General features: G+C 45.3%; 9 protein-coding genes and 1 pseudogene. 6 read left to right on the top strand and 4 right to left on the bottom strand.

Annotated elements, in window-relative coordinates; genetic code table 11:
• The first annotated feature begins 674 nt into the window (after positions 1-674).
• The 3 genes from BUQ89_RS00050 to BUQ89_RS00040 are packed head-to-tail and all read left to right on the top strand — an operon-like array spanning position 675 to position 5,795.
• Positions 675-3,224, top strand: coding sequence for a sensor histidine kinase (locus BUQ89_RS00050; protein ID WP_036573015.1), 2,550 nt, complete (start codon positions 675-677; stop codon positions 3,222-3,224).
• Positions 3,221-3,658, top strand: a complete 438-nt coding sequence (locus tag BUQ89_RS00045; protein WP_028461482.1) for a response regulator — start codon at positions 3,221-3,223, stop codon at positions 3,656-3,658. The genes BUQ89_RS00050 and BUQ89_RS00045 overlap by 4 nt, the downstream gene beginning before the upstream one ends.
• Before the next feature lie 19 nt (positions 3,659-3,677).
• Entirely contained in the window at positions 3,678-5,795 is a 2,118-nt protein-coding gene (locus tag BUQ89_RS00040; protein WP_028461481.1) for an EAL domain-containing protein, read from the top strand.
• A gap of 88 nt (positions 5,796-5,883) precedes the next feature.
• Here the strand turns inward: BUQ89_RS00040 and tnpA are convergent, their stop codons facing one another.
• Complete coding sequence (gene tnpA / locus BUQ89_RS00035) at positions 5,884-6,300, bottom strand: IS200/IS605 family transposase (RefSeq protein WP_074202441.1); 417 nt, start codon at positions 6,298-6,300, stop codon at positions 5,884-5,886.
• Positions 6,301-6,330: 30 nt separating this feature from the next.
• Between tnpA and BUQ89_RS00030 the strand changes: the two genes are divergently transcribed.
• Positions 6,331-7,563, top strand: a complete 1,233-nt coding sequence (locus BUQ89_RS00030) for an RNA-guided endonuclease InsQ/TnpB family protein (RefSeq protein ID WP_074202440.1) — start codon at positions 6,331-6,333, stop codon at positions 7,561-7,563.
• A gap of 56 nt (positions 7,564-7,619) precedes the next feature.
• Here the strand turns inward: BUQ89_RS00030 and BUQ89_RS00025 are convergent, their stop codons facing one another.
• Both BUQ89_RS00025 and BUQ89_RS00020 read right to left on the bottom strand, forming a co-directional pair.
• Positions 7,620-9,170 carry a GTPase family protein gene (locus BUQ89_RS00025; protein WP_028462524.1) on the bottom strand — a complete coding sequence of 517 codons (1,551 nt, stop codon included), beginning with the start codon at positions 9,168-9,170 and terminating at the stop codon, positions 7,620-7,622.
• Positions 9,170-10,396 carry a YcjF family protein gene (locus BUQ89_RS00020; protein WP_028462523.1) on the bottom strand — a complete coding sequence of 409 codons (1,227 nt, stop codon included), beginning with the start codon at positions 10,394-10,396 and terminating at the stop codon, positions 9,170-9,172. The genes BUQ89_RS00025 and BUQ89_RS00020 overlap by 1 nt, the downstream gene beginning before the upstream one ends.
• Positions 10,397-10,756: 360 nt before the next feature.
• On the opposite strand from BUQ89_RS00020, the pseudogene BUQ89_RS00015 reads away from it, so the two are divergent.
• Positions 10,757-11,809 (top strand): annotated as a pseudogene (locus BUQ89_RS00015) (IS5 family transposase).
• Between the two features lie 704 nt (positions 11,810-12,513).
• On the opposite strand, the gene BUQ89_RS00010 reads toward BUQ89_RS00015, so the two are convergent.
• On the bottom strand, positions 12,514-12,762 hold the full coding sequence (locus tag BUQ89_RS00010) for a surface-adhesin E family protein (protein WP_245812856.1): 249 nt from the start codon (positions 12,760-12,762) through the stop codon (positions 12,514-12,516).
• A 1,295-nt stretch (positions 12,763-14,057) separates the two neighbouring features.
• On the opposite strand from BUQ89_RS00010, the gene BUQ89_RS00005 reads away from it, so the two are divergent.
• Positions 14,058-14,588: FAD-dependent oxidoreductase (locus BUQ89_RS00005; RefSeq protein ID WP_245812855.1), on the top strand; the 531-nt coding region annotated here is incomplete at its 3' end.

Genomic DNA, 14,588 nt, shown 5'->3' with positions numbered 1-14,588 from the left:
TAGAATGAACTTCGGATTCTGAATATTGCGGTTAGTATAAGTATAGAGGCTTTTGCAAAAGCCCTCGCCAGAAGTTTTCGACTATTAATTATAAAGGGTTAATTTTTCAATTATTGGGATTTTGCAAAGATCTCGTATAGTGGTTATTCGTAAGCGGGTTTAATCGCATGCCAGGGCTAACGCGCTCAAGTTTAGTTTTAAATCAAACATAACAAAGACCGCTGCATAACTGTGTTTTTGAGCTTTTCTGATTACTTGCAGCATTGATAAATCAAACACTTAAAAATCTTATCCAGCCCGAGATAACAGTTATGCAGCGGTCTTTAACATTGAAAAGGACGTTTTTTGAATCGGATATGAATGATTCGGGTGCCGAATATTTTTTGTCAGGCATATCAAGTAAGATATAAACAGGATTGTTTAAGATATTTTGCCGTGTAGCCAATATTTGCAGACAAAGAACGGCATTACTCTTTGTTAAAGTTGGGTTTTTCTCGATATAACCGGATCCCTTACCTAGAATGAATAAGAGTCGTACCTATGCGCTCTATATGCTGATATTATCAATCTTGATACTGGTCTTTTCTTCAGTCCTCTTATTAAAAACTAATTACAAAAAGATAAGCCTACTTTTTTGAATATCGAATGAACAGGAAATATTACAGACAGTGAATATGCAAAATATCTGGAACTGGCGATTCGTGCGGTATTGGTTGTATTTATGTATTCCACTGATTTTGATGTTGACCGCCGTATTATGGTTGCTTTGTCGTACTGAGATCAACGCGAATCTGACAATGTTGCAGGATCACGAGCAGCAGTCAGTACAGCTGGCGCATAAAACGATTGAAACCGTGCTGGGTGCGCTAAATGGGGATGCGTTTTACCTGGCAGCGCATTCATCATTACGGCAATGGCTGGATACTGCGGATCCTGTGGCAAAGGAGAACCTTGCTCATGATTATCAGGTATTTATGCAGCACCGCCAGCGTTATGATCAGCTTCGTTTTCTGAATGAACAGGGGCAGGAGGTGGTGCGCATCAATGACAATAATGGCCAGCCAGGTATTGTATCAGCGGCGCAGTTGCAGGATAAATCGGATCATTACTATGTGCCGGAGACTCTTGAGAAAAATAAAGATGCCCTTTATGTGTCACCGTTCGATCTTAACATTGAACATGGCGTGATTGAACAACCACTCAAGCCAGTGATTCGTTTGAGCGCACCCGTGTTCGATGACGATGGAAAAAATCGTGGCCTTGTGATACTGAATTATCTAGGGGCGCGGTTGCTCGATCGTCTACGTGCAATTGATAAACAAAATGAGGGAAGCCTCTGGTTGTTGAATTCTGATGGCTACTGGTTATTGGGCCCCAGTCCAGAGATGGAATGGGGCTTCATGTATCCGGAACGTCAAGGCATCCGCTTTGATCGTGAATACGGAGAGCCTACCTGGTCTGCAATACTACAGGGGCATCCAGATGGCCAATGGCTGGATGCACAGGGATTATTCACTTATGCCAGGATTAATCGCGTGGAATCACAGGCTGATTCTGGTAATGAATGGATACTGGTTGCTCATGTACCCGAATCGGTTTTGACCGCAAAGCAGGCGCGTTCAGTCGATAATTTTGTACCACCATTTTTAGTATTGTCCTTGTTATTTATGCTCTTGAGCGGGGTAATTGCCTATTATGTACTGCGCCGCCAGCAGATTGAAGTTCAGATACGGGCCAGCGAAGCCCGCTTTCGTGGGTTAGTTGATTCTGCCCCGGATGCGATTGTTATTGCGGATCAATGTAGCCGGATTACGCTGGTTAATCATCGGGCTGAGATATGGTTTGGTTATTCGCGTGATGAATTACTGGGGCAGCCGATTGAGCAATTGGTATCCGAACAGTTTCGTGCACAGTATGGCCAGGATCAAATGCAATTTTTTACCGAGCAGAGAATACGATCGAGCAAAGTGGATCCGACATTGTATGGATTACGCAAGGATGGGAGTGAATTTCCGATGGAAGTGGATTTAAGTCCGCTGACAATCGATCAGAATGTATTCGTAATTAATATTATTCGTAATATTAGCGCACACAAACAGGCTGAAAAAACGCAACAGCGGATACAAGCGCGCTACCAGGATCTGGTAAATAATCTGCCAGTCGGCGTTTATCGCCTCATACTCGATGACAAAGGGGAATTTATTGAAGTAAATCCGGCCATGGTGAAAATCTTTGAGGCAGAATCCATGGAACAGCTGTTGACTTACGGTATTGGTGAATTATATTGTGATCCGGCCGATCGTCGGATTTTTGTCGATAAAATGCTGCGTAATGGTCAGGTTAACAGCGAACATCTACGGCTTAAAACGTTGAATGGTCGTGAGTTCCATGCCTCAATCACGGCGGTAGTCAAGCAAGGTGATGCAGGTGAACGCTACGCTGATGGTCTTATCAAGGATATTAGTGTCGGTATCGAACATAAACGCCGGCTTAAGGAATTGAATGAGCACCTGCGTATCCGATCCGCGGAATTAGCAACCATTAACCGGGAGCTGGAGGCGTTTAGTTATTCTGTCTCGCACGATTTACGAGCGCCGTTGCGTGCCATGGATGGCTTCAGTCGTTTACTGCTGAATGAATATGGAGATCGTCTGGATGACAAGGGTCGGGATCGTCTGGAGCGGATTCGCGCGGCCGCCCAGCGTATGGCAGCACTCATTGATGACTTGCTTAAGTTATCGCGCGTGACGCGGACAGAAGTTAAGTGGGAATCGGTTGATCTGACGCGATTGACCCAGGAAGTTATGGAAACGTTACGCGAGGATGAGCCGGAGCGAGTGGTGCAGTTTCTGATTGAACCCGGATTGATAGTGCAGGGTGATGCGCGCTTGCTGCGCGTGGCAATCACGAATCTGCTGAGTAATGCCTGGAAGTTTACCCGTTACCGATCTGAAGCTTTAATTGAAATAGGCTGCAACGAGAATGAGGGCATCAATACCTATTTTATCCGCGATAATGGTGCCGGATTTGATATGGCCTATGCGGATAAACTATTTAGTGCCTTCCAGCGCCTGCATGATGCGAGTACATTTCCGGGTACGGGTGTTGGATTGGCCACCGTGCAACGCGTGATCAGTAAGCATGGCGGTCGCATCTGGGCGGAGAGTGTGGTTGATCAGGGGACTACCTTTTATTTTATATTGGATGAACAGGAAAATAGATGAGCAATAAAATAGTGCTGTTGGTGGAGGATAATCCCGATGATGAATTATTAACGCTGGATGCGCTGGAAGCAAATCGGGTTGGCAATCAGGTAATTGTGGCACATGATGGGGTTGAGGCGCTTGCTTATCTGTTTGGCGAAGGTGCTTATGCAGGCCGCGATGTGACCGATTTACCAGCCGTTGTATTGCTGGATTTGAATCTGCCCAAAATAAGCGGACTGGAAGTCCTGCGCCGTATTCGAGATCATGAGGCGACCCGATTGCTACCAGTGGTGATTCTGACTTCGTCTATTGAAGAAGAGGATCGGGCAAAAGGCTATGCTTTGGGCGCGAATAGTTATGTACGTAAACCGGTAGATTTTGATGAATTTATGAAGGCAGCGGGACAGCTGGGGCTCTATTGGCTGTTATTAAACCAGGCACCGCTGAACTAGCAATCAGGAAAAGATCGATATGTCAAAACCGCAAGACTCACTAGCTACCCCGAAACCATTACGTATCCTGATGATCGAAGATGTTGAAGATGACACGTTGTTACTGGTGGATTACCTTCAATCTGGCGGACTGGTGTTTGACTGGGAACGGATTGATACGGAGCGGGATATGATCGTAAAGTTAAAGGAGTCGTGGGATATTATCTTTTCGGATTTTTCCATGCCGAGCTTCAGTGGCATGCGGGCGCTGGAAATTACGCGTCAGCATGATCCGGATGTGCCCTTTATTTTTATTTCAGGTACGATTGGCGAGGAAATGGCTGTGGAGGCCATGAAGCGCGGTGCGCAAGATTATGTCATGAAAGAAAATCTGGTTCGCTTGCTCCCGGCGGTAGATCGTGAATTAAGCGATGCGCAGCAGCGCCGGAGACACCGCGATGCGGAGAAAGGGCGCACTCAGCTTGCAGTGATTCTGGAGGCAACGCCTGATCTGGTTGCTATTTTAGAGCCAAGTGGTCAATTACGCTATCTGAATGGCGCAGGGCGTCGATTGATTGGCCTTAATCCAGTAGAAGATGCCAGTCACTATTTTCTCCGCGATTTATTTCCTGAAAATATAGCAGAGCGATTGTTGGGTGAGGCTTTTACAATGGCTTGCGAGCAGGGTGTCTGGCATGGAGAAACCGCTTTACGGCTGGTTGACGGGGGGGAGTTACCGGTTTCTCAGGTGGTGTTAGCGCATCGGGATGCTGCGGGCGATACCGAATATTTGTCGACTATTGCGCGAGATATCTCCGAACGGAAGCGCTTCGAAGCCAAACTGCAATACGAAGCAACACATGATCGTCTGACTGGCTTACCCAATCGCTTTTTTCTGGTAGATCGTTTTAAATCCGCATTGGAATATGCGCGCCGGAACCAGAGTCACATTGCCGTCTTATTTCTGGATATCGATAATTTCAAACGGGTGAATGATAATTTAGGTCATGCCGCGGGCGATATCCTATTAGGACAGGTTGCCCACCGTCTGCAAGGCTGCTTGCGAAGTAATGATACGGTCGCACGTCATGGCGGTGATGAATTTACAATCGTGGCAGGGGATCTGAGTGATCCGGAAAAAGTATTGATTGTACTACATAAATTAAATGAGGCTTTTGAGCGACCAGTAATTGTTCACTCGCAGGAGATTTATGTTACTTTCAGTGTGGGTATTGCGCTCTATCCACATGATGGTGATGGAATAGAGACCTTGCTGCGTCATTCCGATATTGCCATGTACCGGGCTAAATCGGCAGGATCCAATCAGTATCGCTTCTATGCTTCTGATATGAATATTCGTGGGCATGAGCTGCTGAAAATGGAAGCGGATCTGCGCTATGCTTTAGAACATGAGCAATTTATTTTACATTACCAGCCTCAGGTAGATCTGAGCAATGGCCGTATCGTGGGTGTGGAAGGACTGATTCGTTGGCAGCATCCGGTGCGCGGATTGGTATCACCCGCCGATTTTATTCCGCTATTAGAAAATTCCAGTCTGATTATTCCCGTTGGTGAATGGGTGTTGCGTGAGGCTTGCAGGTTACACCGGACCTGGCGTGAATCTGGATTTGATGGTGTGCGCCTGTCCGTTAATGTCTCTGCCGTCCAGTTTAACGATGGAGAATTATTGGACAAGGTGCGCCGCGCATTGCAGGAAGAAGAAATGCCGCAGCAGGCACTGGAATTGGAAATTACAGAAAATATCCTGATGCAGGATCCGGTAAAGGCTACGGAGATATTACAATCAATTCATGCGCTCGGCGTACGGGTTGCCATTGACGATTTTGGTACTGGTTATTCATCATTGGCTTATCTAAAACGTTTTCCGCTCGATGCGTTGAAGATTGATCAGGCTTTTGTCAGAGATATTATCAATAGCGCAAGTGATGCTGTTATTGTGGAGGCGAGTATTTCACTGGCTCACAAACTGGGACTGGAAGTAGTCGGGGAAGGGGTGGAAACAGTCGAGCAGTTTGAATTTCTGCGTTTGCAGAAATGTAATTTAGCACAAGGTTATCATCTGGGTCGGCCGATACCTGAACTTCAACTCTCACAGTGGTTGGCAAAAAAAAGACAGCAGCACCGCACATCTTCTTGATAAGGCTTTTGCAGGGAGCGATTTATCAAATAGCGCGTAAAACTTCGTTCCTTCAGGGCGGAGATATAAGCGCACAGGCGAAGCCTGTTTAATGCGGTCTTTGCTGTTGTTCAATATATTGCTTAATAATCGAGAGTGGTGCTCCACCACAACTACCCGCAAAATAGCTTGGACTCCAAAGCATATTACCCCAAAGCTTATTTTTAATTTCGGGATAATTCTTTTTGCGAATAAGTCGGCTTGAAACGCCTTTCAAACTATTTACCAAGTTAGAAATAGCAATTTTTGGTGGATAGTTAACTAAAAGGTGAATATGATCATGCTCACCGTTAAATTCCACCAATTCTGCTTCAAAATCCAAACACACGTTTTTAAATATTTCTTCCAAATCAATTAATACCCTTCCGGAGAAAACATCTCTACGGTATTTTGTTACAAAGACCAAATGAACATAAAGATTAAAAACGCAATTTCTTTCTGTTCTTACATCGTTATTAACTTGCATAGACCAATTCCTTTTTGTATAATTATAACCATGAAGCAGATTATACGCAAAGCCTTTAAATCTCGACTCAATCCAAATTCTGACCAAGTACAGAAGATGGTTGAGTTTGCGGGTGCTAATCGGTTTGTTTGGAATAAAGCCTTAGCAATGAATCTGTTCAGATTAGAGCAGAAACAGCCATTGCTTTGGTACAACGAGTTGTCATTTTGGCTAAAGCTATGGAAATCCTCAGAAGATTATGGATTTCTAAAAACCGTTCATTCTCAACCGTTACAACAAGCCTTAAAAAACTTAGAAAAAGCGTTCAAAGACGGTTTTGATAAAAAACAGCCTTTAAAACGGATTCCAAAATTCAAGAAAAAAGGTTTGAGTGACAGCTTTCGTTATCCACAAGGATTTAAGCTGGAGCAAGAGTCTAGCAAAGTGTTCTTGCCTAAAATCGGTTGGGTGAAATATCGTAATTCACGCCAAGTCATTGGTGACGTTAAAAATATGACGATTTCCCGTAAAGGCGGTTATTGGTACGTGTCGATTCAGACTGAGTACGAGACCGAGCTAAAGCGTCATAGCTCAACCAGTATGATTGGTGTTGATATGGGCGTTACCCGCTTTGCAACCTTGTCAGACGGCTCATACGTAGAACCTTTAAACAGTTTCAGAAAGTTATCAAAGAAACTGGCTTTTGAACAGCGTAAGCTGTCTAAAAAAGTCCGTTTCTCTGCTAACTGGAAAAAGCAGAAACAAATCATTACCCGACTGCATGAGCGTATTGCCAATGCTCGTTTAGACTTCTTACACAAAACCTCAACCGAAATCAGCAAAAATCACGCAATGGTCGTAGTTGAGAATTTAAAGATAGGAAACATGTCTAAGAGTACCAAGGGCAGTGTTGAAAAGCATGGTAAAAACGTCAAAGCGAAATCGGGTCTAAACAAATCCATTCTTGACCAAGGATGGGGAATGTTCGTTTCGTTCTTGGAGTATAAACAGGCTTGTTCAGGCGGGGATGTATTGAAGGTAAACCCTCAATACACCTCTCAAACCTGCCCTAGATGTCAACATGTTAGTCGTGACAATCGCAAAAGCCAAAGTGCTTTTGAATGTACAGAATGTGGATTTAAAGCCAATGCCGACTTGGTAGGTGCCTTGAATGTACTTGAGCGAGGACATCGCTTGTTAGCCTGTGGAGTTGAAACGTTAGTTTCGTCTAAGAAGCAGGAACCAGTAGGCAGTAGCAATACAAACCTACTCTTAACGGCTTAATAAGTCGCTAGGAATCCCCTTCGTTTAGGAAGGGGAGGATGTCAAGTAGTAATTCTTCATTTATCGACATGTGTGCCGAATCTGTCTGGCAGCTGCCAAAGGAATCGTCCTGTACTGATTAGCTGACGGCGTAGCATGACCCAATCCTCCGCCCGTTTTTTTGTTTCCAGGCAGCGCAATAAGCGTACCCTGAGCGCTTCATCTTGATGATGTAGCAGGGCAGCCCAAAGCGTGTCATCAACATTGTAGATCTGGTTAGGTACCAGGCAGACGGGAATGACCTGTTCAACGGGCGTAGCCAGATCGATCGCTATGGCTTGTATGGCAGCACGTATATTGGTGGCTTTGGTATTCTGCGGATTGGTCAGGTTATAGGGGGGTTGCCACACATTAGCCGGTCGCAGCAAATCAATGTGACTCGCTGCGATGAGTACGGGGGCTGGATGAGAGTGGGGCCGTCGGGATTGCGCTGTGCGCAATGCGTCTAAACAGTCGCGCTCAATCTGTCTATCGGGCCGATGCACTGGCGTGACCCACAAAATCAGGTCAGCATTCAGTACCGCTGTTTGCATCTGCTGAAAATCAAAATGAGGGCTATTACAGCCGGGACTATCGAATATCAGGGCCTGTGTGAATCCTTCGCGTGACAGGACGAATGGTGTGAGCATCTGGGTGGTGTCTGGCAAGACATCGGTAGCCGTGGCCAGTTTTTTGAATAGCGCGTTGATTAGGCTTGATTTGCCCGCATTCGCACGCCCTAAAATGAGAATACGCAGCGGTTCCTCTGCGGTCTCCGTATTGTTGCTCTTTTCCATATCAATATGGGATATGGGTGTTTTAGCCGTAATAGGTTCGCCATCATCCAGCGGCAACCGGCCACTGTAGAGATCAATTGCATAATAACCAATTTTGCGTATATAAGCGCGCAGAAACCAGGAATGGAGCTCGCTTCGGGCTAAGCCAAAGCTGCGTGCCTGAAGGTGACGCCAGGCCTCGCTGAGTAAGGCGTTCGCAGGATTGACTATCATGCGTCCTGCCCGATAGACATTAAATATCTTCTCTGCTTTGTTTTTCCAATGTTTTATCCGGAACAGGTCGCCGATTGTCAGGCGATTACTAAACGGTATATTTTCAGTTACATCCTGACGTAGGTCACGGCTGGCCCGCTCAATGATGAGTAACGTATGGGGTATGGTGAGTTCAAGTAATGGTTTTTCTACAGATGGGTGGTAACAGCGTGCAACGGTTTCCAGGGTACGTCGACCCAGTTCCAGTATCCACGATCCATCCTCGAGAGGCCAGTCATTTGGATTGCAAGTTTCTGCGAGTGTTTTAATTTGTTGCCAGGCAGCGTCTGCATCGGGTGGCCACTCTGGGTTGGGCTCGGCTCCTGCTTCAGTTAAGAATTTACGCTCACGTTGCGCCAGCCATTGCTGTAAGCCGTAACCGCAGCCACTGCATGTGATCGTGGTAAAAAACCAATAATGTAGATTGCCCGTTTGCCATAGCCATAGCATCCCGAGTCCAAATACGATCAAAACGGGTACCGTAAACAGGACGAGTGCAATGAGCTGTAACGGGTTAATTCGAAAGTGTGGTATTTTCATTAAGATGGATCACGTGAACGGTTTTTGAGTATGGATACGCCGTTCTTTAATGCGTCAGAATAGACCCGGCGCAGCGTATCTGGATCCACGTTAAGTCCATCCTTTCGCCTGACGAAGAAATAGACTGCGGCTTTACCTAAAGCGTAGGTTGTCGCGCCGCTGGAACTGGCACTCCATACCATGCCTGCGGTCTGACCCCAGAAGGGAATCAGTTTGACTATAGTACGTCCGATTACCCGTGCTAAAAAACCGGATGCGACTCCTGCGCCAACCAGTCCGAAGAATTCTGTAATGGTTCGTTTGTCCCAATGTTGACCGTAAAGACGAGCTAAACTGTGCAACAGTTTTGCCTGAACGGTGGATACCGCGACGAGGTCGACTACCGGCAGTGCACCTAATCCTGCTGCGGTTAGTGAGAAACTGACAATATGCTGATGCGCCGTACGTGCGTAGAGGTCACGAATTTCTTTATCTCCACTTAGCTGGCGCTGTAGGCCGAGTGAGGACAGGGATTCAATTGCGAGCCACAGTGCTTCCAGACCATAATCCGGTGGATTAAAACCATCTTCGGGCAGAGTCAGATCGACGGCGACCCAGTGAACGGGTGCAGAGCCGGGTAATTTTTTTGCGGCGAGTCGCTGCGCGAGGATAGCCCGTCTCAAATCAGCTGGAACGGCGTCAGGTAGGGGTTCGTTATCGTAGGGCCAAGGGCAGATATGATTGCTTTCAGGCGGATAGAGTTCATGCAAACCAGTTTGTACGATCAGTAAAGGCCATTCGGGATGACGCCCGCGAATCGTATGCAAAATTTCAAATACCGTTTCTTGGCATTGGTCAGCGACCTTCATAACGGCCAGTAGTAAATGAGCCTGAGATTCGCAATAGTGGATATCATCCTGAGGATTATAGGCAACTTCTCCCAGACCGCGTGTATCAAGAAATCTGACTACCGGCATCTCGGCCGGAAAGTCATAAAAGCTGGAATGCTGCGTGCATGGCTGAAAACCATTACCGATCTCAGCTGTTTTGCTGCCGGTGAGTGCTTTGATGATCGATGTCTTGCCTGCTTGCGATTTGCCCAGTAACCATAGAACGGGTACCGAGATATTTTCACGCGCATTCTGTAAGGATGTTGTCAATGCCGCTTCATCAACCTTGGGATCGAGCAGGGCCAGTTGTAATTGTTCCCAGTAGCTCTTCCAGTTTTTCAGATCATGAAAATTCATTAGACTGACTCCAAAACCGATAAAAATTCTGATTGGACAGGATAGATCAGTTGCGATTCGTATTACACTCAAAAATAGCATGCATCAGCAGAAATAGTGAGACAAAATGCCGATAAAATAATTTACCGAAATGTGCGAAGAGTCCCATTGCCTAGAATGGGGGATAAATGGCATGGTCGGGAAGGCCATTCTTTGATTGTATAATGAGGCATTTTCTACTTGTATAGGCCGATTTCTATCGGCACATCGCCGCAGCTACCAGCAGAGTAGATTGGCAATCATAAAGACTACTGCACAACTCCCCCGTCAGCGCGATAACCGACTAAAATAGTGACAAGTAAAAGACATTTGGAACAAGAGATGCAGATAAGTTTTGGAACACTGGAATTGGCACAGCGATTGAGACGAGACAGTGTGCTAATGAAGATTGATGTCCTGATTGACTGGGAGGAGTTACGTTCGAAGCTTACAGGTTTATACAAGCGCGAGTTATCGCATGGTGGAGGACAGGAACCATTTGATAGGTTGATGATGTTCAAGGCGATCCTGCTGGGACAGTGGCATAGTTTGTCGGATGCTGCGTTGGAGCAAGCACTGTATGTTCGGATTGATTTTCTACAATTTTGTGGTTTGTCCTTGTCGGATGCGATACCGGACGAAACCACCTTGTGTCGGTTTCGCAACCGATTGGTGTCCGGCGATCGGTTAGATGATCTGCTAGCCTCGATCAATGAACAGCTTCAATCACACGGATTGATGATCAAGGGCGCAACGGGAGCGGTAATTGATGCCACGCTGATTGAGTCAGCGGCACGCCCCAAAAAGGCTATCCTGCTTGAAGTGGATACCGAAGGTAAGGCTGTTCAATTTGAGGATGGCAGCCGACCAGGAATCACCTGTATTGAAGAACAAAGCGCGGATCCAGATGCGGCCTGGCTAAAAAAAGGCAAGAAGTCGCAATTTGGCTATCGCAGTTACCTGGTAGTGGACTCGCAAGACGGCTATGTGCGTGGAGTTCACACTGCCCCTGCCAACCAGAGCGAAATGATACATTTCGAAGCAGCTATCGAGGGTGCGCACCTTGAGGCAAATCGGGTATATGCCGACAAAGGATCAGCCAGCAACGCCAATCGGCAGTTTCTAAGAAATCACAAAATCAAGAGCGCAATCATGCATCGTGCGTACAAGAACAAGCCACTCTAGGCACGCCAGAAGCTGGCGAATAAATTGATCAGCAAAAAACGCTATATTGTTGAACAGTGTTTCGGCACGGCCAAACGCCTATTCGGGATGGGACGCGCCAGCTACTTCGGCACGGCAAAAGTCAACGCCCAAGTTATGCTGAAAAGTATCTGCATGAATCTAAAAAAAGCGGCCAACAAAATTTTCGTGGACAAGCCACCAAGGGAGTAGTCCGTCCAAATGCTACATAAAGGGGAAATTCCCTTTAAAAAGAGAAAAAACCTCATTTTTTTCCAAGATAACACGCATAAAAAATGTCATTTGGCATTTTTTCCATTGTCACAGTAAATTTACGCAGTTGTGCAGAGGTCTTTCATAAAATATTACGCCACAGTTTTTTATTTCCAGAGTAGTTTTTTCCGGATAAGGGGATTAGGCAAACCTCTCAGGTTACTAACCAGTTTCGATAGAGCGAGTTTGAGAGGATAATTTACCAAGGCCATTCGCTTGGCCGAATTCAACCAATCCGTTCTCAAAGTTGATGGATATGTTGACGAATATCCCTTGAGGGTTGCTCGAAATCGACTTTGTGAATATGTCGTGTCTGCATTCTGCCAAAAAGATGCAATGAAATGTATTTTTAAAACGCAGGTCTATCGTGCCTGACATCGTCGTCATTGTTCATAATTCAGAGTGAGGTTTACATCCATTTTCTCCCTTTAAAAAATTCTAATGGAAAATTTGGATTAAAAGCATCTTATTAGGTTTTGAATCCGGTGATGCGAATAATCCTGCGGGTAATGTCATGGTTAACAAATGTTAAGGGCAATCCATTAAGGAATAAATAAAGATACGCCTTATTTTTAAATAAGAACATTATTTAGATTTCGCGATAGGGTGTGTGTGATGGGACTCATGCAAAGTGACGGGTAAAATTAATCCTGCTGATTGCAAGCGGTCTCCCATTCGGTTTCGCTTATTTCCGCAGGCTGTATTTTTTCCCATTTTTGAGGTTGGTTATACTTGCGGACTAATTGTCCACTCTCCATATTCCAGCTGAATAACGAATAAGAAAGTGTTCTCATGTGTTTTCCCTTGCAGTCATACTCCCGCCGAATTTTCTCAGATAGAAAAATAACGCCAGAGAATTTTTGTTCAAGCGTGTAATCAAAAAAAACCCACATCTTGACCCTGTTGCCGCCTTGTGAATAGAAGTCAGATCAGCGTAAGCGGTGTAACCGCCTTTGTCGGTACTTTCGCCTATCTTCGTCCATTCGGCCATTGTGCCAGTACTGATGAGAGCCAGCATTAAAGCTAATAGTATTTTTTCATAATCTGTTTTTATTCCCTGTGATTAAGACGGGATTGTCTGAAAGGCAATGCATCATATTGAGCATGGGTTTAATATGTGTTCTTGGTATTGAGCTCAAAGGATCTATATGAGTTCACTATCTTTTTAAGAACGATATCCAGTATCGATACTGCGTGGTCAATCCTATTAAAGATGTTATTTTATATACGCCATCCTTTGTAACGGAAGATTTTTGACTTGTCATTATAATAAGATGTCCCTATAAGTAATACAAGTATCAGATCCCTGTGTAACGGCTTTCTGAAGAAGAATGCATCAGGTTGAGATGAGGTGTGGGTGGTATTGAATCAGATTTTAGATTGTTGCTGGTGCCGGGTGACTTTTGTTGTTCTTTGATATATAGTGCTTCTAATAATCGCCTTGTTTTAATTAATAAAGCGTGACTTTAGCGCCAGATTATCCGAGATCGTGAATACGAAAAAGCTGATGAACGTTTAAGAGTAGGTCAGGGATGAGCAATCTCGTGTAAACCTGAGAAGATCTGATTAATTTATCCTTTGATGCGGTTCAAAAGTTGAGTGGGTTGGGGTTTTTGATGTTGTCAGCTATGCTCAGATACTCCGGAAAAAATAGAATTTACTATTAAGCTTGGAGCTCAAGGGAGGCCGCTCGTACCGCCCACGACTTTGGTTAGCTCGTGGATCTACGCTTGAGAAAGAATGACATTGTCGATAATCAATCATTATAGGCGTTTTTCTAATTAGTGAATTTTTCGGGATCCGCTTGTCAATCGCTTGGAAACTCAATCAGTTGAATGATGTTATATCATTTTGTCTTTTTTAATAGTTTTGTATTAGATTAATCATTGAAAAATGAGGTGCTTGTCAGTGATATTTGCCTTGTAATAAGACAGCATGTATTTAATTATCCAGTTGGATGATGTGGGATAATTGCGTTTCACGTGGAACATTTTTAGCTATCGGTTTATGTAGTCGTGTATTTATACAGACGCTCATAGGTAAATGACAGATTTAAATTTTTACCGTAAAATAGGGTGATCAGCTCTTAATTTTAAATAAGCGGGTTTATGAGTTATATGGAGAAATTCGAAATAATGTTGTCGGTGGTGGGCATGCGGGTACAGAGGCAGCGCTTGCAGCCGCCCGCATGGGTCATAGGACGCTATTGCTGACCCATAATCTTGAAACACTCGGACAGATGTCTTGCAATCCTTCTATCGGCGGAATTGGCAAGAGCCATCTAGTGAAGGAAATTGATGCCTTAGGTGGCGCGATGGGAGCAGCAATTGATGAAGCAGGCATCCAGTTTCGGATTTTGAATTCAAGCAAGGGTCCGGCTGTACGGGCTACGCGCGCTCAGGCTGATAGGGTGTTATATCGCCAGGCGATCCGTCGTCGATTAGAGAACCAACCTAATCTATGGATAATGCAACAAGGCGTCGACGATTTTATTATTGAGGGGGAGAGGATAGCGGGTGTGGTTACACAGCTGAATATCCGATTTTTAGCCCAAGCGGTTGTATTAACAGTAGGTACATTCCTGGCGGGTTTGGCACATGTCGGAACGAGGAATTTCCAGGCAGGAAGAGCAGGTGACCCCCCTGCGATTCGTCTTGCACACCGATTACGCGAGATGAAGCTACCGGTTGGTCGATTAAAGACAGGAACGCCGCCTCGC

Origin of the sequence: Nitrosomonas cryotolerans ATCC 49181, from assembly GCF_900143275.1 — a bacterium.
GTDB lineage: Bacteria > Pseudomonadota > Gammaproteobacteria > Burkholderiales > Nitrosomonadaceae > Nitrosomonas > Nitrosomonas cryotolerans.
This window is presented reverse-complemented; position numbering and strand designations above follow the sequence as displayed.

What these genes read in the sequence shown, in the direction of transcription:
- BUQ89_RS00050 (WP_036573015.1), top strand. Translation starts at nt 675, where the DNA reads ATGCAAAATATCTGGAACTGGCGATTCGTGCGGTATTGGTTGTATTTA.
- BUQ89_RS00045 (WP_028461482.1), top strand. Translation starts at nt 3,221, where the DNA reads ATGAGCAATAAAATAGTGCTGTTGGTGGAGGATAATCCCGATGATGAA.
- BUQ89_RS00040 (WP_028461481.1), top strand. Translation starts at nt 3,678, where the DNA reads ATGTCAAAACCGCAAGACTCACTAGCTACCCCGAAACCATTACGTATC.
- tnpA (WP_074202441.1), bottom strand. Translation starts at nt 6,300, where the DNA reads ATGCAAGTTAATAACGATGTAAGAACAGAAAGAAATTGCGTTTTTAAT.
- BUQ89_RS00030 (WP_074202440.1), top strand. Translation starts at nt 6,331, where the DNA reads ATGAAGCAGATTATACGCAAAGCCTTTAAATCTCGACTCAATCCAAAT.
- BUQ89_RS00025 (WP_028462524.1), bottom strand. Translation starts at nt 9,170, where the DNA reads ATGAAAATACCACACTTTCGAATTAACCCGTTACAGCTCATTGCACTC.
- BUQ89_RS00020 (WP_028462523.1), bottom strand. Translation starts at nt 10,396, where the DNA reads ATGAATTTTCATGATCTGAAAAACTGGAAGAGCTACTGGGAACAATTA.
- BUQ89_RS00010 (WP_245812856.1), bottom strand. Translation starts at nt 12,762, where the DNA reads ATGTGGGTTTTTTTTGATTACACGCTTGAACAAAAATTCTCTGGCGTT.